This window comes from Streptomyces avicenniae (assembly GCF_000719135.1).
Classification (GTDB): domain Bacteria; phylum Actinomycetota; class Actinomycetes; order Streptomycetales; family Streptomycetaceae; genus Streptomyces; species Streptomyces avicenniae.
In genome coordinates, this window is record NZ_JOEK01000019.1 from 94260 (window position 1) to 112195 (window position 17936).

At 73.3% G+C, this 17936-nt stretch carries 16 protein-coding genes; 7 read left to right on the forward strand and 9 right to left on the reverse strand.

From position 1 onward, the window contains the following. Positions 1–8: 8 nt before the first annotated feature. The 5 genes from IF27_RS27720 (at position 9) to IF27_RS27740 (ending at position 3286) form a co-directional block, all read left to right on the forward strand. On the forward strand, positions 9–998 hold the full coding sequence (locus IF27_RS27720; RefSeq protein WP_052852598.1) for an NAD(P)-dependent alcohol dehydrogenase: 990 nt from the start codon (positions 9–11) through the stop codon (positions 996–998). A 67-nt stretch (positions 999–1065) separates the two neighbouring features. Then, the gene (locus IF27_RS27725) at positions 1066–1401 is read left to right on the forward strand and encodes an ArsR/SmtB family transcription factor (RefSeq protein WP_052852599.1); all 336 of its coding nucleotides are present in this window, start codon (positions 1066–1068) and stop codon (positions 1399–1401) included. Further along, positions 1401–2105: a cation efflux transmembrane domain-containing protein gene (locus tag IF27_RS27730; protein WP_052852600.1), complete on the forward strand. Its 705-nt coding sequence runs from the start codon at positions 1401–1403 to the stop codon at positions 2103–2105. Before IF27_RS27725 ends, IF27_RS27730 begins: the two co-directional genes overlap by 1 nt. Before the next feature lie 35 nt (positions 2106–2140). Next, complete coding sequence (locus tag IF27_RS27735) at positions 2141–2866, forward strand: MerR family transcriptional regulator (protein WP_052852601.1); 726 nt, start codon at positions 2141–2143, stop codon at positions 2864–2866. Between the two features lie 150 nt (positions 2867–3016). Further along, positions 3017–3286, forward strand: a complete 270-nt coding sequence (locus IF27_RS27740; RefSeq protein WP_052852602.1) for a hypothetical protein — start codon at positions 3017–3019, stop codon at positions 3284–3286. A gap of 59 nt (positions 3287–3345) precedes the next feature. Here the strand turns inward: IF27_RS27740 and IF27_RS27745 are convergent, their stop codons facing one another. The 3 genes from IF27_RS27745 to IF27_RS27755 are packed head-to-tail and all read right to left on the reverse strand — an operon-like array spanning position 3346 to position 6941. Beyond that, entirely contained in the window at positions 3346–4500 is a 1155-nt protein-coding gene (locus IF27_RS27745) for a bifunctional 2-methylcitrate synthase/citrate synthase (protein WP_052852603.1), read from the reverse strand. A 21-nt stretch (positions 4501–4521) separates the two neighbouring features. Then, positions 4522–5430 carry a methylisocitrate lyase gene (prpB, locus tag IF27_RS27750; protein WP_052852604.1) on the reverse strand — a complete coding sequence of 303 codons (909 nt, stop codon included), beginning with the start codon at positions 5428–5430 and terminating at the stop codon, positions 4522–4524. Continuing rightward, positions 5430–6941, reverse strand: a complete 1512-nt coding sequence (locus IF27_RS27755; RefSeq protein WP_052852605.1) for an MmgE/PrpD family protein — start codon at positions 6939–6941, stop codon at positions 5430–5432. The genes prpB and IF27_RS27755 overlap by 1 nt, the downstream gene beginning before the upstream one ends. A gap of 180 nt (positions 6942–7121) precedes the next feature. Between IF27_RS27755 and IF27_RS27760 the strand changes: the two genes are divergently transcribed. Beyond that, positions 7122–8561, forward strand: a complete 1440-nt coding sequence (locus IF27_RS27760) for a short-chain fatty acyl-CoA regulator family protein (protein ID WP_052852606.1) — start codon at positions 7122–7124, stop codon at positions 8559–8561. Positions 8562–8571: 10 nt separating this feature from the next. Here the strand turns inward: IF27_RS27760 and IF27_RS27765 are convergent, their stop codons facing one another. From IF27_RS27765 to IF27_RS27780, 4 genes are read right to left on the reverse strand one after another with little or no spacing between them, the layout of a single operon-like run. Further along, positions 8572–9180 carry a response regulator transcription factor gene (locus IF27_RS27765; protein WP_052852607.1) on the reverse strand — a complete coding sequence of 203 codons (609 nt, stop codon included), beginning with the start codon at positions 9178–9180 and terminating at the stop codon, positions 8572–8574. After that, on the reverse strand, positions 9177–10448 hold the full coding sequence (locus tag IF27_RS27770) for a sensor histidine kinase (protein WP_052852608.1): 1272 nt from the start codon (positions 10446–10448) through the stop codon (positions 9177–9179). The genes IF27_RS27765 and IF27_RS27770 overlap by 4 nt, the downstream gene beginning before the upstream one ends. A 33-nt stretch (positions 10449–10481) precedes the next feature. After that, the gene (locus IF27_RS27775; protein ID WP_052852611.1) at positions 10482–11324 is read right to left on the reverse strand and encodes an ABC transporter permease; all 843 of its coding nucleotides are present in this window, start codon (positions 11322–11324) and stop codon (positions 10482–10484) included. After that, a complete protein-coding gene (locus IF27_RS27780; protein ID WP_052852613.1) occupies positions 11321–12268 on the reverse strand; it encodes an ABC transporter ATP-binding protein in 948 nt (315 codons plus the stop codon). Before IF27_RS27780 ends, IF27_RS27775 begins: the two co-directional genes overlap by 4 nt. Before the next feature lie 109 nt (positions 12269–12377). Between IF27_RS27780 and IF27_RS27785 the strand changes: the two genes are divergently transcribed. Continuing rightward, positions 12378–13073, forward strand: a complete 696-nt coding sequence (locus IF27_RS27785) for a 2-phosphosulfolactate phosphatase (RefSeq protein ID WP_052852614.1) — start codon at positions 12378–12380, stop codon at positions 13071–13073. A 52-nt stretch (positions 13074–13125) separates the two neighbouring features. On the opposite strand, the gene IF27_RS27790 is transcribed toward IF27_RS27785, so the two are convergent. Then, on the reverse strand, positions 13126–13545 hold the full coding sequence (locus IF27_RS27790; protein WP_052852615.1) for a DUF4259 domain-containing protein: 420 nt from the start codon (positions 13543–13545) through the stop codon (positions 13126–13128). Positions 13546–13605: 60 nt separating this feature from the next. Beyond that, positions 13606–17859 (reverse strand): DUF6531 domain-containing protein, encoded by a 4254-nt coding sequence (locus IF27_RS27795; protein WP_190233123.1) that lies wholly within the window; start codon positions 17857–17859, stop codon positions 13606–13608. Positions 17860–17936: the final 77 nt, after the last annotated feature.

A 17936-nucleotide genomic window follows, 5' to 3' on the forward strand; every position in this document is an offset into this window, starting at 1 on the left:
TTCTCACCATGCCCGCGATCCGAGAGACGACCATGCGCGCCGTGCGCTACCGGAAGTACGGCCCGCCCGAGGTGCTGGAGGTCGCCGAGGTCCCCGTGCCCGCCCCGGCGGCGGGGCAGGTGCTGGTGAAGGTGCACGCGAGCAGCGTGAATCCCGTCGAGGCGCAGGTCAGGGCGGGCCGGATGCGTCCGGTCAGCGGCTTCCGTTTCCCGAAGGGGATCGGCCAGGACTTCACGGGCGAGGTCGTCGCCGTCGGCGCCGGGGCGGACGGTTCGCTCGTCGGCCGTGACGTGTGGGGCTGCGTCCTTGCGGTCGGCGCCGCCACCACCGCCGAGTACGTGTGCGTGAAGGAGTCCCTGGTCGGGGACCTGCCACCGGGGGCCGATCCGGTGGAGGCCGCCGCGCTCCCGACGGTGGGGCTCGCGGCCTTGGCCGCCGTACGTGCCGTGGGCGTCGGGCCGGGGCGGCGCGCGCTCGTGGTCGGGGCGAGCGGCGGCATCGGCAGCGTCGCGCTCCAGCTGTGCCGCGCGCTGGGGGCGGAGGTCGCGGCAGTCTCCGCGGCGGACAACGCGGAGTTCTGCGCGGAGTTGGGGGCCACGGAGACCTACGACTACGCCGACCTCGGCCCGCTCGCCGGGGCGGCTGCGTTCGACGCCGTCATCGACCTGCACGGCACGTCACTCGGCGCGTACCGCGGGCGGCTCGGGCGCGGGGGAAGGATGGTGACGCTCGCCGCGCGGGGCATGGGGTACGCCGCGCTGTCCCTCGTGCTGCCGGGGCCGCGGGTGCGCGTCACGCGGGCGAAGGCGTCGCGCGACGGCCTGGCCGCGCTCGCCGGACATGTCACACGCGGGGAGCTCCGCCCGGTCGTCGCGAAGGTGTACCCGATGGAGAGGATCGCGGAGGCGCACCGGGCCGCGGAGACCGGCCACAGCCGTGGCAAGCGCGTCGTCCAGGTCGTCACCGCCCGCCCTGCGCGTTCGCGCGGGGAGGCGTGACGCTCCGCCGCCACCGGGAGAGTTCAGCAGCCTATGAGTTCACCCGATCGTGTACTAACGTGGCGGCGTGCTGACTGTTGCCCCTGACATCGAGGTGCTGGCGCGGTTCGGTCGCGCGCTGGCCGACCCGATCCGCTGCCGCCTGCTGCTCGCCCTGCGCGAGGCACCGGCCCACCCCGCCGACCTGGCCGACCGGCTGGGCATCTCCCGTACCCGGCTGTCCAACCACCTCGCGTGCCTGCGGGACTGCGGCCTGGTCGTGGCCGTCCCGGTGGGGCGGCGCACCCGGTACGAACTCGCCGACCCGCGCCTCGGGCACGCGCTGGACGACCTGCGCGCGGCCGTGGTCGCCGTCGAGGCGGACCGCACCTGCGCCGACGCCGACGAGAAGGGCTGCTGCTGATGGCGGGCATACCCGTGGCCCTGACGGTGGGCCCCTCCCCGGCGCGGCGCGAGGCGCTGGCCCGCCGGGTGCGGTGGCTCGTCGCCGCGACCATCGCCTACAACCTGGTCGAGGCGGCGGTCGCGCTCACCGCGGGCACGCTCGCCTCGTCCTCCGCGCTGATCGGCTTCGGCCTGGACTCGCTGGTCGAGGTCTCCTCGGCGGCGGCCGTGGCCTGGCAGTTCTCCGCCGCCGACCACGCGGTGCGGGAGGCACGGGAGGCGCGGGCCCTGCGCGTCATCGCCGTCTCGTTCTTCGCGCTGGCCGCCTACGTCAGCGTCGATGCCGTCCGCACACTGACCGGGGGCCACGCGGCGGACGACTCGCTGCCCGGCATCGTGCTGGCGGCGCTGTCGCTGGCCGTGATGCCGTTCCTGTCGGCCGCCCAGCGGCGGGCCGGGCGTGAACTGGGCTCCGCCTCGGCGGTCGCCGACTCGCGCCAGACCCTGCTGTGCACCTACCTGTCCGCCGTGCTGCTGGCCGGGCTCGTGGCCAACGCCACCCTGGGCTGGAGCTGGGCCGACCCCGTGGCCGCGCTGGTGATCGCGGCCGTGGCGGTGCGCGAGGGCCGCGACGCCTGGCGCGGGGACGCCTGCTGCGCCGCACCGGCGCCCCGGCAGGCGGAACGCGCCGACGGCTGCGACTGCTGCGCCCCGGCCGCTTGACCTTCGAGCCGGGTCGAAGGTCTACGGTCGGCCGTATGAGCGCGATGCGGATCTCCCGGCTCGCCGAACGCACCGGCGTCCCGGCGACCACCCTGCGGTACTACGGCGCGGCGGGCCTGCTGCCCGCCGCGCGGACGGCCTCCGGCTACCGCGTCTACGGCGAGGACGCCGTGGAGCGGCTGGAGTTCATCGGCGCCGCCAAGCATCTGGGGCTGCCGCTCGAAGAGATCGCCGAGCTGCTGTCCGTGTGGGAGTCGGGCGCGTGCCGTGAGGTGAAGGCGGAGCTGCGGCCGAGGATCGCCGCCCGGCTGGCGGCGGCCGAGGGGCGCGCGGCCGAACTGGCGGCCTTCACCGCCGGGTTGCGCGCCGCGCTGGAGCACCTGGCGGCGCTGCCCGACCGCACCGGGCGCTGTGATCCCGGGTGCGGCTTCCTCGCCCCTGGCCGGGCGACCGCCGTGCCGGAGCGGTGGCGTGCGGCGGCGGTGGCGTGCTCGCTCGGCGGCGGCGCGCGGGAGGAACGCGTCGCCGCTTGGCGGCGGGCCCTCGACGGCGCACGCCGCGTCGAGATCCCCGAGGGGCTGCGGCTGACGCTGCCCGCGGCGCGCGCCGCGACGGTCGCGGGGCTGGCGGCGGACGAGCAGGGCTGCTGCCCGTTCCTCGACTTCCGCCTCCACCTCGACGGCCCGGACCTCCACCTGGAGGTCCGCGCCCCGGCCGAGGGCGCCGCACTGCTCACCGAACTGTTCACCCCCGCCGCCTGACCGGCACCGTCCCCTTCGGCATGGTAGGACGGCATATGTCCCACGAGAGGGATGGCCTGTTCCTAGCGAAGGCCGGAGCAAGGACGGTCGCCCCCGTCACGCACGGTGCTAGCGTTGCCGCCCTCGGTCCCCGAACGGGGGGAGGATGCCGTGACGAGGTCATGGGAAGCTGATCCGGAGACGACATTCGTACGGCGGCTCGGCAAGTCGCCGCAGGAACTGGGAGTCACCTCGGACACCCCCGACTGCCCCGACATGTGGGAGCTGGCCAACGGCGATGTCGCCGTCATCGGGCGGGACTTGTCGAGTTCCCTCGGCACGAGGCTGCCCGCAGGGGTGTCGATCGGCCCGGACGAACGCCTCGTGGTGATCCCGAGGAGCATGCTCGTCGCCGCGAAGCCTGACATCCCCGGTGTCTGACGCGTTCCTCCCCCGCTGAGTCGCGCGCTACCGCGACGACCGTCCGGGACACGACGTGATCATGTACGCGCCGTGGGGGCGGTGCGGGGGACGGGGCGCTGGTGGGGGCCGTCGTAGGAGGCGAGCGGCCGGATGAGCGCGTTGTGGGCGAGCTGTTCGGTGATGTGCGCGGTCCAGCCGGTGACGCGGCTCATCACGAACAGGGACGTGAAGACCGAGGTGTCGAACCCCATGAGGTGGTACGCGAGCCCCGCCGGGTAGTCCAGGTTGGGGTGGATGCCCTTGCGGGCGAGCATGGCCTCGCGCAGGGCGGTGTGCAGCGCGGCCAGGCGGGCCACGGCGGGGTCGTCCGCGCGGGCCACCAGGCGGTCGAGCGCGCCCTGCATGACGGGGACGCGCGAGTCGCCGTGCTTGTAGACGCGGTGGCCGAAGCCCATGATCTTGCGCCGGGCGGCCAGCGCCCCGTCCAGCCACTCCCCCGCCCGCGCGGGGTCGCCGATCTCGTCCAGCATGTGCATGACGGCCTCGTTGGCGCCGCCGTGCAGCGGGCCCTTGAGGGCGCCCACGGCGGCGGTGACCGCGCTGTGCAGGTCGGAGAGCGTGGAGGTGACGACGCGCGCGGTGAACGTCGAGGCGTTGAAGCTGTGTTCGGCGTAGAGCGTGAGCGAGATCTCGAAGGCGCGCAGCACTTCGGGATCGGGGACGGCGCCGAAGCACATGTGGAAGAAGTTCTCGGCGTAGCCGAGGCCGGGGTCGGGCGGGATCGGGGCGAGGTGTCGGCGGCGGCGCTGGTCGGCGGCGACGACGGTGGGCAGTTTCGCCAGCAGGGCCAGGGACTTGGCGCGTTGGGCGACGGGGCTGCCGTCGTCCTCGGTGGGGTCCTCGGCGCCGAGGAGGCTGACGGCGGTGCGCAGGACGTCCATGGGGTGGCAGGTCTCGGGCAGCCGCGCCAGCAGTTCGGCGGTGGTGCGGCCGAGCGGACGCAGGGCGCGTTCGCGTGCCTGGAACTCGCGGAGCTGTGCGGCGTCGGGGAGTTCGCCGTGCCACAGCAGGTGGGCGACTTCCTCGAACGAGCGGTGGGCGGCGAGGTCCTGCACCGGATAGCCGCGATAGGTCAGGGAGTTGGTCTCCTGGATGACGGTGGAGATCTCGGTGGTATCGACGACGACACCGGCGAGGCCGCGGTGGATCGCGGGTGGGGCGGTGGTGGACATTGGGAGGGGCCTTCCGGTGCGTCAGGTGCCGGGCGGGAGCGTGAAGTCGTGGACGGACGTGTCGAAGCGCGCGTAGTCCTGGTAGCCGAGGAGTTCGTACAGGCGTGAGCGGGTCTGCATCCGTGGCAGCAGGGATTCCTGGCTGCCTTCGGCGGCGAGCGTGCGCAGCCCGTTCTCGACGGCGTCCATGGCGAGGCGCAGCAGGGTGACGGGGTAGAGCGCGATGTCGTAGCCCAGGTCGGCCAGGGTGCGGGTGTCCAGGAGGGGGCTCTTGCCGAACTCGGTCATGTTGGCGAGCAGCGGGACGGGGACGGCGGCGCGGAAGGCGGCGAACTCGGCCTCGTCGGCGAGTGCTTCGGGGAAGATCGCGTCGGCGCCCGCGTCGATGTACGCCTTGGCCCGGTCGATCGCGGCGTCGAGCCCTTCGACGGCGCGGGCGTCGGTGCGTGCCATGAGGAGGAAGCCGGGGTCGCGGCGGGCGTCGGCGGCGGCGCGGACGCGGCGGACCATCTCCGCGCGCGGCACGACCGCCTTGCCGTCGAGGTGGCCGCAGCGCTTGGGGTTGACCTGGTCCTCCAGGTGCAGTCCTGCGAGGCCCGCGTCCTCCATGAGCTGGACGGTGCGGGCGGCGTTCATCGGTTCGCCGAATCCGGTGTCGGCGTCGATGAGGACGGGCAGGTCGGTGGCGCGCGTCGTCTGCTGGGCGCGGGCGGCGATCTCGGTGGAGGTGGTGAGGCCGATGTCGGGCAGTCCGAGGTCGGCGGCGAGGACGGCTCCCGACAGGTAGGCGGCCTCGAAGCCGGTGTCCTGGACGAGGCGGGCGGTCAGCGGGTTGAGGGCGCCCGGCATGACGAGGAGCCGCCCGGTGGCGAGCCGTTCGCGCAGGCGTCGGCGGCGTTCCTCGGGGGTGGTGCTCGTGTGGAGGAGCATCAGAACAGCCCCTCGGGGAGGCGGGCGTCGAGTGCGGCGATGGCCCGCGTGTCGGTGACGGGGAACAGGCCGTCGAGCCCTGGCGCGTCGAGGGCGGCGAGGCGTTCGGCCGTGGAGAGGAAGCGGTCCTGGTCGGCTGCGGTGACGACGCCTTCGGCCAGCGTGCGGAACTTGGCGCTGTAGGCGGGGCGGTCGAAGGGGCGGGCACCGGCCGGGTGGGCGTCGGCGACGGCGAGTTCGTCCTCGATGACCGTGCCGTCGTCCAGGGTGACCACCGCACGGCCGCCGAAGGCGCGGCGGGCCGGGTCGGGTTCGTGGTAGCGGCGGGTCCACTCCGGGTCCTCGACGGTGGTGATCCGGCGCCACAGCGCGACGGTCGCGGGGCGCCGCGCGCGGTCGGGGGCGTACGAGCGTTCGTGGTGCCAGGTGCCGTCCTCCAAGGCGACGGCGAGGATGTACGGCAGCGAGTGGTCGAGGGTCTCGCGGCTGGCGGTGGGGGCGTACTTCTGGGGGTCGTTCGCGCCGGAGCCGATCACGTGGTGGGTGTGGTGGCTGGTGTGCAGGACGACCGAGCGGACGCGCTCCGTGGGGCCGGTGCGCTCGCGCAGCCGCCGCGCCAGGTCGATGACGGCCTGGGCCTGGTACTCGGCGGAGTGCTCCTTGGTGTACGTGTCGAGGATGGCGCGGCGGGGCTCGTCGGGCGCGGGCAGGGGCACGGTCCACGCGCCGTCCGGGCCGTCGAGCATCCAGGCGAGGAAGCCGTCCTCGCCCTCGTAGACCGGCGAGGGCGACGTCTCGCCCCGCATCGCGCGGTCCACGGCCTCGATCGCGGCCTTGGCGGCGAAGGCGGGCGCGTACGCCTTCCAGCTGGAGATCTCGCCCTTGCGGGACTGGCGGGTGGCGGTGGTGGTGTGCACGGCCTGCTGGACGGCCTGGTGGACCGTCCCGGTCGGCAGCCGCAGCAGCGCGCCGATGCCGCAGGCGGTGGCGGCGGCCAGGTGGGCCACGTGGTCGATGCGGTGCTTGTGGAGGCAGATGCCCTTGACCAGCGCGACGTGGACCTCGTAGGCGGCGACGATGCCGCGCAGCAGGTCGGCGCCGGTGCGGCCGGTGTGCTGGGCGACGGCCAGGAGGGGCGGGATGTTGTCGCCCGGGTGGGAGTAGTCGGCGGCCAGGTAGGTGTCGTGGAAGTCCAGTTCACGCACGGCCGTGCCGTTCGCCCAGGCGGCCCACTCCGGGGAGACGCGGGCGGACGAGCCGAGGACGGACGCGCCGCGCCGCGTGCCCGCGCCGTGGGCGGTGGCCTGGGCGCGGGCGACGGCGACGGGGCGGCGGTTCAGGGACGCGACGGCCACGGCCGCGTTGTCGATGACGCGGTTGACGGCCATGGCGGCGCTGTCGGCGTCCGGCTGCCCGGTGGCGGTGGCCACGGCGGCGAGTTTCCAGGCGAGCTGGTCCTCGCGCGGCAGGTGGTCGGCGCTGGGGTGGACCCGGACGTGGTGCTCGATCACGGAACTCCTCGCGGGGGGACGTGCGGCGGTGCGGAGGGACGTGATCGAGCCTGCCCGGTGCCCGGCGGCCGGGCCACCGCTCCACGCTGCGGAATCCGTACAGCCAGGACCTGCGGATCTGCGGATTCTGCGAAAGGTGCGAATGCTATGTTCGCAACGGACGGAGAGGGAGGGGCGCGCATGGCGCGGGAACCGGCTGCGCGGCGGATCTACGCCGGGGCGAAACTGCGGCGTCTGCGCCGCGAGCACGGCATGAACCAGGTCGCCATGGCGCGCGCCCTGGGGATCTCCACCAGCTACGCGAACCAGATCGAGCAGGGCCAGCGCCCGCTGACGGCGCCCGTGCTGCTGCGTCTGGCGGAGGCGTTCGGCATCGACGCGGCGTTCTTCTCCGAGGCGGACGGGGAGCGGCTCGCCGTCGATCTGCGGACCGCGCTCGCCGACGAGGCGTGCGGGGTGCCGCTGCCCGCCGACGAGGAGATCGCGGAGGCCGCGCGCGACCACCCCGAGGTGGCGCGCGCCCTCGTCGCCCTGCACCGCCGCTACCGTGACGCCGCCGAGCAGGCCGCCGCGCTGGCCTCGCCGGGGACGCGGGCGCCGCTGCCGCCGTCGGAACCGCACGACGAGGTACGGGACTTCTTCTACGCGCACCACAACCACTTCGAGCCGCTGGACAGCGAGGCCGAGCGCGCCGCCGCCGCCCTCGCGCCCCGCCCCGGCCGCGCCGCCGACCCGCTGATCAGGCACCTCGCCGGGCGGCACGGCGTGCGGGTCGTCGAGACGTCGCAGGGCGGGTCGGCCGACGCGCGGCGCTTCGACCGGGAGAGCGGGCTGCTGTTCCTCTCCCCCTGGCTGAGCGACGGCCAGCGCGCCTTCCAACTCGCCACCCAGCTGGCCCTGTTGGAACACGGCGCGCTCCTCGACCGCCTCGGCGACGGCGCGCGCGGCCTGTCCTCGCCCGAGTCACGGGCCCTCGCGCGCATCGGCCTCGCCACCTACTTCGCGGGCGCGCTGCTCATGCCCTACACCGCGTTCCACGCGGCGGCCGAGGAGACGCGCTACGACGTCGAGCTGCTGTCCGCGCGCTTCGGCGTCGGCTTCGAGACGGTCTGCCACCGGCTGAGCACGCTCCAGCGCACGGGCCGCCGCGGCGTGCCGTTCTCGTTCCTGCGCGTCGATCGCGCGGGCAACATCTCGAAGCGCCAGTCCGCGACCGACTTCCACTTCTCCCGGCTCGGCGGCACCTGCCCGCTGTGGACGGTGTACGAGGCGTTCTCCTCGCCGGGCAGGACCCTGACGCAGGTCGCCGAGATGCCGGACGGCAAGCGGTACTTCTGGATCGCGCGGACCGTCACGCGCGGCGGCCCTGGACACCACGCCGCGCGCGCCGAGTTCGCCGTCGCGCTCGGCTGCGAGGTGCGGCACGCGCACCGTCTCGTGCAGGCCGAGGGCATCGACCTGGACGCCCCGCGCGCGGCGACACCGATCGGCCTCGGCTGCCGGATCTGCGAACGCCGCGACTGCGCGCAGCGCGCCCGTCCCCCGGCCGGGGGACGGCTCGCCATCGCCCCGGACCGGCGCACGTACGTGCCCTACCCGGTGGAGACGCGCGCCCGTTGAGGGCGCACGCTCACAGCCAGCCGCGGTCGCGTGCCGTACGGGCCGCCGCGTGGCGGTTCTCCGCGCCCAGCTTCGCGGCGGCGGCGGAGAGGTAGTTGCGGACGGTGCCGGGGGCGAGCGAGGCGCGGGCGGCGATCTCGGCGATCGGGGCGCCGTCGGCGGCGAGGCCGAGGAGTTCCGTCTCGCGGTCGGTGAGGGGCGAGTCACCGGCGCTGATGGCGTCCGCCGCGAGTTCGGGGTCGATGTAGCGGGTGCCCGCGTGGACGAGGCGGATGAGCTCCGCGAGCCGCTGCGCCGAGACGGTCTTCGGCAGGAAACCGCGGACGCCCGCCGCCAGCGCCTGCTTGAGGGCGGCGGGGCGGCCGTGGCTGGTCACGATCATGACGGCGCAGCCGGGCAGCAGGGTCCGCAGCTCGGCGGCGACGGACAGCCCGTCGCGCCGGGGCATGTGCAGGTCCACGACGGCGACGTCGGGCTGGTGGGCGCGGGCCATGGCCAAGGCCTCGTCGCCGTCCGCCGCCTCGGCGACCACCTCCAGGTCGTCCTCCAGGGCGAGCAGCGCGGCCAGCGCGCCGCGGATGAGGTGCTCGTCGTCGGCGAGCAGGACGCGCAGGGTCATCGCTCCTCCTGGCGGGGGACGGACGCGGTGAGGACGAACGTGCCGTCCTGCGCGTGCGTGGTGAGGGTGCCGCCGAGGGCGGCGAGCCGTTCGCCGAGGCCGGCGAGCCCGGTGCCGCCGCTCGACGGGGCGGGGGCGGGGGCGGGGGTGCGGGCGCCGTTGTTGGCGACGGTGAGGACGGCCCGCTCGCCCTCGACGCGCAGCCGGATCTCGCAGCTCGCGGCGTCGGAGTGCCGCAGGACGTTGGTGATCGCCTCGCGGACGACCCAGCCGAGGGCCACCTGCACGGACGGCGCGAGGGTGGCGGCGACGGCGCCTTCCGGGCCCGGCGTGTCGATGGCGCAGTCGATGCCCGCGGACTCCAGCACGCCGCGTGCGCCGGAGAGTTCGGTCGCCAGGTCCGCCTCGCGGTAGCCGCGGACGACGGCGCGGATCTCGGCCTGCGCCTCCCGGGCGATGCGCTGGACCTCCTCCATCTGGCCGACCGCCGCGTCCGTGGCGCCGCGCCTGGCCAGTTGGGCGGCCAGTTCGCTCTGGAGCGCCAGGACGGACAGGTTGCTGCCCATGACGTCGTGCAGGTCGCGGGCGAACCGCAGGCGCTCCTCGGCCACCGCGAGCTGGGCGCGCGTGTCGCGGGCGTCGAGCAGTTCCCACATGATCTGCATCATCCAGCCGGACGTCCTGCTGAAGAAGACCGAGGCGAGGGCGAACCACAGCGTGGCCCAGAAGTTCACGAACACCGCCACGGCCGGGAGCCCGGCCGCCAGGCTCCCGGCCGTGACCAGCGCGACGACGAGCGTCACGAGGGCGGCGATCCTGCGCGCCGGGAGGGCCTGCACGGTCAGCACCGCGACCGGGAGGATCGCGCTGCCGAGGGCGAAGACGTAGCCGGTCGCCTCGTCGCGGGTCGGGTCCGACGGCTGTCGGGCCAGGACGAGGAGCAGGACGGCGGCGCCCGCCAGGACCGCCGCGGCGATGAGCACGGTGGGGCGGGCGCGGCGGCCCACCGCCCAGCGCAGGGCCTGGGAGGCGGCCGTTCCGCCGAGCACGCCGTACGCGAAGAAGAGGAGCACGGCCGCCGTGTCGGCCCACGTCGCCCGCAGGCCGTCCGTCACGACGGCGGCCCCGGCGACGCCGAACCCGACGGCGTAGGCGTAGAAGCCCCAGTGGGTGATCAGCTCGACCCGGGCAGGGCCCGACCGGCCGGTCCACCACCGGAACCAGCCCGGTCCGGCCGCCGCCCCGCGCCGCGTACGGTCGTCCGGCATGACGTCTCCCGCTCCCGTGTCGCGTCCGTGGCCTCAGCCGCGCGGTTCCCAGCGGAACCAGCGCCGCACGGCGAGGACCGACACTACCGTCCAGGCCAGCGCCGTCCCGAGCGCGCGCAGCGTCCCGGCGGAGTCGAGGCCGCCGACCCAGCCGCCCCTGACGAGATCGACGATCGGGGCGAGCGGCAGGACGCGCAGCACGTCGGCCACGCCCGAGGGGAACACTTCGAGCGGGACGGCGATGCCCGACCCGGCGAACGCGACGACGAGCAGCGGGAGCGCCGTCACCTGCGCGCTCTCCACGGTCCTGGTGACGGCCGCCGTCGCCGCGGCGAGCGCAGCCGTCATCACGGTGCCGAGGGCCACCCCGGCGAGCATCAGGTCGGGACGCTCGGGCAGCTGCCCGTCCCACAGGGCCGTGCCGAGGGCGACGAGCAGCAGGATCTGGAGCAGGGCGATCACGACGGCGGGCAGGGCGGTGGCGCCGAGGATCTCGGGGTCCCGCACCTCGCCGGTGCGCAGCCGCTTCAGGACCAGCTCCTCGCGGCGGCTGACGTACGCGGCGACCAGCGTCGTGTAGACGACCAGCGCCAGCACCGTCACGATGCCGCCCGTCAGGAGGACCTCGGCCGTGCTGAGGCCGGTCTCGGCGGGGATACCGGCGCGGTCGAGCGTCGTCCGCGCGGAGACGATCATCACCGGGGGCATCCCCAGGGCGGTGAACAGGGCGGTGCGGTTGCGGATGAGCAGCGTCACCTCCGCGCGGGCGAGGGCGGCCATCCGTCCGGCCGACGTCGTGCGCCGTGCCGTGCCCGCGCCCGCGTCGTGCGCCGGGGTCGGGTGGGTCGGGTGGGTCGTGCGCGTGGTCGTGCTCATCGGGCGGCCACCTCCGCTGCGGCGTCGTCGTACCGGCTGTCACCGGCGATGGCGAGGAACGCCTCTTCGAGCGAGGCCGTGCGGGCGTCGAGCCCGGTGAGCTGGACGCGGTGGTCCCGCGCCCACAGCAGGAGGCCGGTGAGGGCGCCCTGGAGGTCGTACGTCTCGATCCGCACGTCGTCCCCGACGCCGCGCGCGCCGAGCGCGGCGGGGAGCTGCCAGCGCGCGATGTCCTCGGGGAGGCGGAAGCGGATGTGGGAGGGGCCCTGCGCCGTGACCGACTTCGGCGTCCCTGACACGGCGATCCGGCCCTTGTGCATGATGGCGAGGCGGTCCGCCAGGGCCTCCGCCTCCTCCAGGTAGTGCGTCGTGAGGAGGACGGTCGTGCCCTGGCCGAGCAGGTCGCGGACGACCTGCCAGGTCGCGCGGCGCGCCTCGGCGTCCATGCCGGTGGTGGGCTCGTCCAGGAACAGGACCTGGGGGCGGCCGAGCAGGGCGAGCGCCAGGTCGAGGCGCCGCCGCTCGCCGCCGGAGAGCTGCCCGACGCGTACGTGGGCGCGCTCGGCGAGGCCGACCGTCTCCAGGGCCTCCCGCACGGGGCGGGCGCCGCTGGTGCAGCCCGCCCACATCCTGGCGGTCTCCTCGGCGGTCAGGTCGGAGGGGAAGCCGCCCTCCTGGAGCATGATCCCGATGCGCGGCCGTACGGCGGCGCGCTCGGCGTACGGGTCCTTGCCGAGGACGCGTACCGTCCCCCGGGTGGCCTGAGCCAGGCCCTCCAGGACTTCGAGGGTGGAGGTCTTCCCCGCGCCGTTGGTGCCGAGGAGGGCGAACAGCTCGCCCTGCCCGACCTCCAGGTCGAGGCCCCGTACGGCGTCGAACCCGGCGTCGCCCGTGGGGCCGTACCTGCGCCACAGGCCGCTCGCGCTGATAGCTGTGTCCGTCATGCCTCAAGCCTTCCGCGGCGCGGGGCGGCGTGGACATGCGGACTGTCATGACCTCGCATGACATCTGTCATCCCTCTGCTTCGGGCCGGGTATGCGGGATCATGGCCGGATGGGCGCGCGTTTCCTCGGCATCGCCGATCTGGTCGAAGTCCCGCGCGTGGCGGTCGTGGTGGACGTCATGCGTGCTTACACGGTGGCTGCCTGGGCTTTCGCGCGAGGGGCGGAGAGGATCGTGCTCGCCGGGTCGTCGGACGAGGCTCTGGCGCTGAAGGCCCGCCACCCGGACTGGGTGGCGCTCAAGGACGGTCCTCCCGCGCCGGGGTTCGACGCCGTCAACTCGCCCGGCCTGCTGCGGTCGATGGACCTCGGGGGGCGGACCGTCGTGCAGAAGACCACGGCGGGGACGGTCGGCGCTCTCGCCGTGAGGGACGCGCCGCTGGTGCTGTGCGCGGGCTTCGTGGTCGCGGAGGCGACCGCACGGCTCCTGCGGGCGCGCGGCGGCGGCGACATCACGTTCGTGGTCACCGGGGAGGACGGGCGGGCCGACGAGGACCTGGCCTGCGCCCGGTACATCGCGCGCAGAGCCGCCGGGGCCGCGACGGACGCGGCGCCGTACCTCCGCCGCGCGGGCGCGTCACGCGCCGCCGCCGAGCTGACGGAGGGCGTGCGGCAGGGAACCCATCCCGACGACGTCGCGCTCTGTCTTGAGCTGGACCGGTTCCCCTTCGCCATGGTGGCGGCCCCGGAGGGCTCCCTCATGGTCCTGCGCCCGCACACCGTGACTCCGGCGCTCGAACCCCGCTGAACGTGCCGGATCGAGCGTCGAGAAGTGGCGCATCAGCACACCACGGCGGTGCTCATCCGGCGTCCTCGGGGTCGAGCACCGCCGTGAGACGAGCGAGGGAGGACGCCGCCTGTTCTCTGTCCCCCGGGTCGGTCCAGCTACGCCACCACCAACTGTCCTCCGGAAGTGTCACGGTCAAGGCGTCCCGTGCGAGTGCGGGCAGTCCGACGGGCAGCGGCTTGTCCAGCCACTCGGTGATTCCCGGGACGCCGCTGTTCCAGGGCAGGTCCGCTCCGTCGGGCAGGTTGGCCGCGACGACGACGGCAGCCGTGATGACCTCCTCCACCAAGACATCCGCGGACTCGTCGAGGGGTGGATCGCTCAGGATCCGCGTGATCGAGTCCAACCGCTGGGCAGGGGAGGCTTCGGCGTACTCCTCCAGCACGTCCTGGGCGGTGTCGTTCTCCAGAAGGCCGCTTCCCCACGTCCCCATGAACTGTCCCTCGCTGTCCTCGGTCGGATGGAATCCGGCGGACTTTCCGTGCTCCGGCCGTCAGATGTAGCCGCCGAACGGCACGTGGATCTCCGGGTCCCGACGGTTGAGCAGCGTGACGCCGGCGCCCTTCCATCCTTCCATGACGGACTGCTCGACGCGTCGTGCCGTCGTTCGGGTCACACCGGCGGGAAGCTCGAACCAGGTCACGTTCGCGACATTCGCGGTCGTGTGGCCGCGGCTGCCCACCGCGTGACTCGCGCTCATCGACGCGGTGACCCGCGCGTTGATGTTCGTCGTTGACATGCCGACGTACTTCGTCCCGTTTCCGAGGTGGATCGTGTACACGCCGGGGCGGCGCGGCACGCCGAACATGTCGCCCAGGTCGTGCGCGGCCAGCCCCAGCGGATCCATCCACGTGTGCGGGTTGTGGGGATAGCTGAACGGGTTCGGCGCCGGTAGCAGTCCCAGCGGGTCGAGTGTCGTGTAGCGGCCGGTCGCCGGGTCGTAGTGTCGCTGGAAGTTGTAGTGCCAGCCGGTCTCCTCGTCGGCGTACTGGCCAGGGAACCGCAGCGGCGTGGACGCCGCGCCCGCAGCGCGACGGGTGGGGGCGCCCCACACCGTGGCGTGTGCCCGCCATGCCGTTCCGCCGTGTTCGTCGATCAGCTCGACAGGGGTGCCGATGAGGTCGGTGACGATGGCGTAGAAGCGTTCGTCGATCCCGCCATGCCGTTCGGTCTGGCACAGGGGCCGCGACTGGTCGTCGTAGTCCCAGGTCAGCGTCGTCGAGGGGCACGCGGGGTCGGCGGTGCGGGTCGTCGCCTCGACGAGGGTCGTGTCATGCCAGGTGAACGTCGTTTCCTCGGCGACGGTCTCACCGTCGGGTGCCAGGCGCAGTTTCGCGGTGCGTCGTCCGAAGGGGTCGTACGTGTAGCGCCACTCGGTGCCGTCAGGCGTGATGACCCGGGTGAGGCGGTCCTCCGCGTCCCAGGTGTAACGCCAGGTGTCGGGCCTGCGGGACTCCCGCTTGCGCTGACGGAGAACGGTGCGGCCCGCGGCGTCGTACTCGTATCGCAGGTTCCCGGCACGGGTGAGGAGGGTGCCGGTGTAGGCGCGGCGGCCGGTACCGGTCGCGGGCTGCCGCTCGGCGGGGGCCGGCCACTGGGCGGCGACCTGATCGCCGAGGAAGTTGTAGACATAGCTTTCCCTCCCCTCGGGACCCGTTGCGCCGGTGATGCGTCCGGTCTCGTCCAAGGCGAATTCAGCGGAACCTGACAGTCCGTGGACGGCGCTGAGGTAGCCGTCCGCCCGGTAACGGTAGGCGCGTCGCCACAGGACATGGCCGGGGTGCGAGGCGCGTGTGACGGCGGATTCGATGAGCCGCATGGTGTCCCAGCGCTGTGTGAGGCGCAGGAGATCCTGTCCGGTGTGGTCGGCGACAAGAGTGTCGGTGCGGCGGCCTGCGGCGTCGTGGGTGAAGCGGAACGAACGCCCGGCGGTGGTCAGCATGGTCGGCGGCCCGTCCGCGGCGTGCGTCCAGGCACTGCTGTGTCCCTGGGGGGTGGTGCGGCGGAGGAGGCGGCCGAAGATATCGGTCTGTACGCCGAGAACGCGGCCGTTGACGCGCTCTTCGAGGAGGTTGCCCACCAGGTCGTAACTGCGCCTGATCTCGCAGTCGGACGAGGTCGCGCGGACGATGCGGCCGTCTTCGTCGTAGGTGAACCGGGAGGTGTGGCCGTCGGACGTGGTCTTGGCGGTGAGCCGTCCGACGGGGTCGTACTCAGAGGAGACGTACTGGCCCGCCGCGTTGCGGGTGAGGACCGTTCGCCCAGCGGCGTCGAGTGTGTGGCGCGTGCTGCGCCCGTCGAAATCCGTCTCCTGCGTCAGCCGGCCCGTGGCGTCGTACGTGTTGCGCCAGGTCCGCCCGTCAGGTGCAGTGACCTCGACGAGACGCAGCTCGGTGTCGCGGTGGAAGAGGTAGCGCGCTCCGTCGGGGCGGGTCTCGGACGTGGGGAGATCGAAGGGGCCGTAGGTGAAGCGCGTGGTGGCGCCGTGCTCATCGGTGGCGGCCAGGAGGTTGCCCTCACCGTCCCATCTCCAGGTGCGGGAGCCGCCTGCCGGGTCGGTCTGACAGAGGGGCTTGCCCTCCGGTGTCCAGGTGATCAGCGTGGTGGCGCCGAGCGGATCGGTCATCCGCACGGGCTGGCCGAAGGCGTCCCGCTCGCAACGGGTCAGCGATCCTCGGGGGTCGGTCACCACGATGGGAAGTCCGGCTCTGTCGCAGTCGAGACGCACCATGTCGCCCAGGGGATCGGTGACGGTGATCAGCGCGCCGTTCTCCGCGTACCCGAACCGGGTGCGGTTTCCCGCCGGATCGACCAGGACAGTGCGATTGCCGCGCGCGTCGAACGCCTGCCGCCAGACCGCGCCACTGGCCAGCCGCACCTCGACAGGCAGGCCGAGATCGTTGTACTCGCCCCGTCCCCAGGCACCGTCCGGCCCCGTCACCGTGATCAGGCGGCCCACGTCGTCGTAGACCCGGGCCGTGGTGTGGCCGAGCGGGTCGGTACTGGACCGCAGGCGGTCGTAGCGGTCCCACGCGTAGGTCGTCGTGTTGCCGAGTGGATCGGTCTCGGCGATGAGCTGGTAGCTGTCGTTGAACTGGTAGACCGTGACGTGGCCGAGGGAGTCGGTGACGCTGGTGCGGTGGTTCTCCGCTTCGTACCGGTAGCCGTACTCCAGTACGCGGTCGGTGCCTGTGGTCCCCACGCAGCGGCCCTGCGGGTCGTAGCGGTAGCTGTACCAGTAGCCGTTGCGGTCCTCCCATCGGGCGATGCGGAACTGATCGTCGTAGCCGAATACGAGCGGCCGGCCCGACGAGTTGTGGACCTCGGCGAGGTTCCCCGCGTCGTCATAGCCGTAACGCTTCAGCACCGGCCGGTCGGGCGCGCTGAGCAGGCGTAACTCGGTGACGGTGCCCCGCTCGGTCGTGACCCCGATGTGGTAGCCCCCGCTGTGGACGACGTCGGTGGGCGCGCCGTGTTCGCTGTACAGGATGCCGATCCGGTTGGCGTTGCGATCGGTGAGGGCACACAGCGGTAGATCGGTACCGGCGCGTCCGCTGACGGGCTCGAAGTGGAGCGCGTGCCCGGTCTCGGGCTGCTCGACCGTTATCGGAGCCCCGGGCCGACCATCCCAGGAAAGCGGCCAGCGGGGACCTTCGACCGGGAGAACAGGCTCCCCGGGGATGGGCCGCGGATACAGCAGCGTCATCCCGTCGGCGGTGAACAGGCGTACTCCATGGTCATCGAGCACGAGCCGCTGGTCGAGCGTGGACGTCCAGGAAGTTCCGAACCAGCGGCCGGCACGGTAACTGGAGATGTGATGCCGTTCCAGCACCAAGGGCAGCACACCGGGCAGTTCGACATCGATCGCCGACATCAGCAGCTCGCCGGTGGCGACATCCACCGGGTCACCGCACTCGTTGCGCGCCTGCATGGGAACTCCGTCACCGCGCGTGCGGCGGCCCAGACGCAAAGCACCTTGCCGTAATCCGCGTAGCCCCGTCGAAGCGAGTCCTCGCATGCCGCGGGCGAGGCCGCCGAGGGTGGTGAGGCCCTTCATGCCCGGGATGCAGTCGAGGGCGGCGAAGGCGACGTCCCAGAGGGATGCTTCGCCGCGCGCATACTTGATCAACGTATCGGCGAGGACGACCAACGCCGCCGCAAGCACAAGGAGCGCGAGCGGCCCACCGATGATCATCACGACGACGCCGAGCACGGCGACGATCACCCTGCACACGTCAACGATGGTGTCCCAGTTCTCCGTCACCCAGTGGACGGCGTCCTGCCACCACTTGCGGTTCTGGATCCCGGCGTCGGACGCCTCGTCGATGTCACGGGCCGCCTCGCGAGCGGCCTCCTCGCGCATCTCCCTTGCCTGAACGGCGAGTTCACGGGCGGCGTCCAGGCTGTCCTGCGCGGCATCCACACGCGCCTGCGCCGCCTCGCGGGCGGAGTCGGCCGCCTGACGATCACGGGTGGCCGCGCGGACCTCCGCCTCGTCCGGCGGCGGGGCGTTGTCCCGTTCGCCCTCGCGCTGGAGCCGGTCCGACTCGTCACCGGCCCGCGACACCCAGTCCTGCGCATCCCCCAACGAGCCCTGCGCCGACGTCAGATCCGCCTGCGCAGCGATCGCACGATCCAAGGCACGATCCGCCTGGCCCTGCGCCGTCTGCAACTTCGGCCAGTACGTGTGCAACGCCTGCGCACATAAGTCGTAGGAATCCCGCAGCTTCTCCAAGTTCCCCGGCACACCGTCGAACTCGTTGCGGAACGCTATCGACGCAGGAGCCAGGACGGGAGTTCCGCGTCATCGCCGACGGAGACCGG

Excerpts from the sequence above, each read along its gene's own strand:
- IF27_RS27765 (WP_052852607.1), bottom strand. The coding sequence starts at position 9,180 with ATGACCCTGCGCGTCCTGCTCGCCGACGACGAGCACCTCATCCGCGGC.
- prpB (WP_052852604.1), bottom strand. The coding sequence starts at position 5,430 with ATGCTCCTCCACACGAGCACCACCCCCGAGGAACGCCGCCGACGCCTG.
- IF27_RS27735 (WP_052852601.1), top strand. The coding sequence starts at position 2,141 with ATGAGCGCGATGCGGATCTCCCGGCTCGCCGAACGCACCGGCGTCCCG.
- IF27_RS27720 (WP_052852598.1), top strand. The coding sequence starts at position 9 with ATGCCCGCGATCCGAGAGACGACCATGCGCGCCGTGCGCTACCGGAAG.
- IF27_RS27790 (WP_052852615.1), bottom strand. The coding sequence starts at position 13,545 with ATGGGGACGTGGGGAAGCGGCCTTCTGGAGAACGACACCGCCCAGGAC.
- IF27_RS27770 (WP_052852608.1), bottom strand. The coding sequence starts at position 10,448 with ATGCCGGACGACCGTACGCGGCGCGGGGCGGCGGCCGGACCGGGCTGG.
- IF27_RS27775 (WP_052852611.1), bottom strand. The coding sequence starts at position 11,324 with ATGAGCACGACCACGCGCACGACCCACCCGACCCACCCGACCCCGGCG.
- IF27_RS27785 (WP_052852614.1), top strand. The coding sequence starts at position 12,378 with ATGGGCGCGCGTTTCCTCGGCATCGCCGATCTGGTCGAAGTCCCGCGC.
- IF27_RS27730 (WP_052852600.1), top strand. The coding sequence starts at position 1,401 with ATGGCGGGCATACCCGTGGCCCTGACGGTGGGCCCCTCCCCGGCGCGG.
- IF27_RS27780 (WP_052852613.1), bottom strand. The coding sequence starts at position 12,268 with ATGACGGACACAGCTATCAGCGCGAGCGGCCTGTGGCGCAGGTACGGC.
- IF27_RS27745 (WP_052852603.1), bottom strand. The coding sequence starts at position 4,500 with ATGTCCACCACCGCCCCACCCGCGATCCACCGCGGCCTCGCCGGTGTC.
- IF27_RS27760 (WP_052852606.1), top strand. The coding sequence starts at position 7,122 with ATGGCGCGGGAACCGGCTGCGCGGCGGATCTACGCCGGGGCGAAACTG.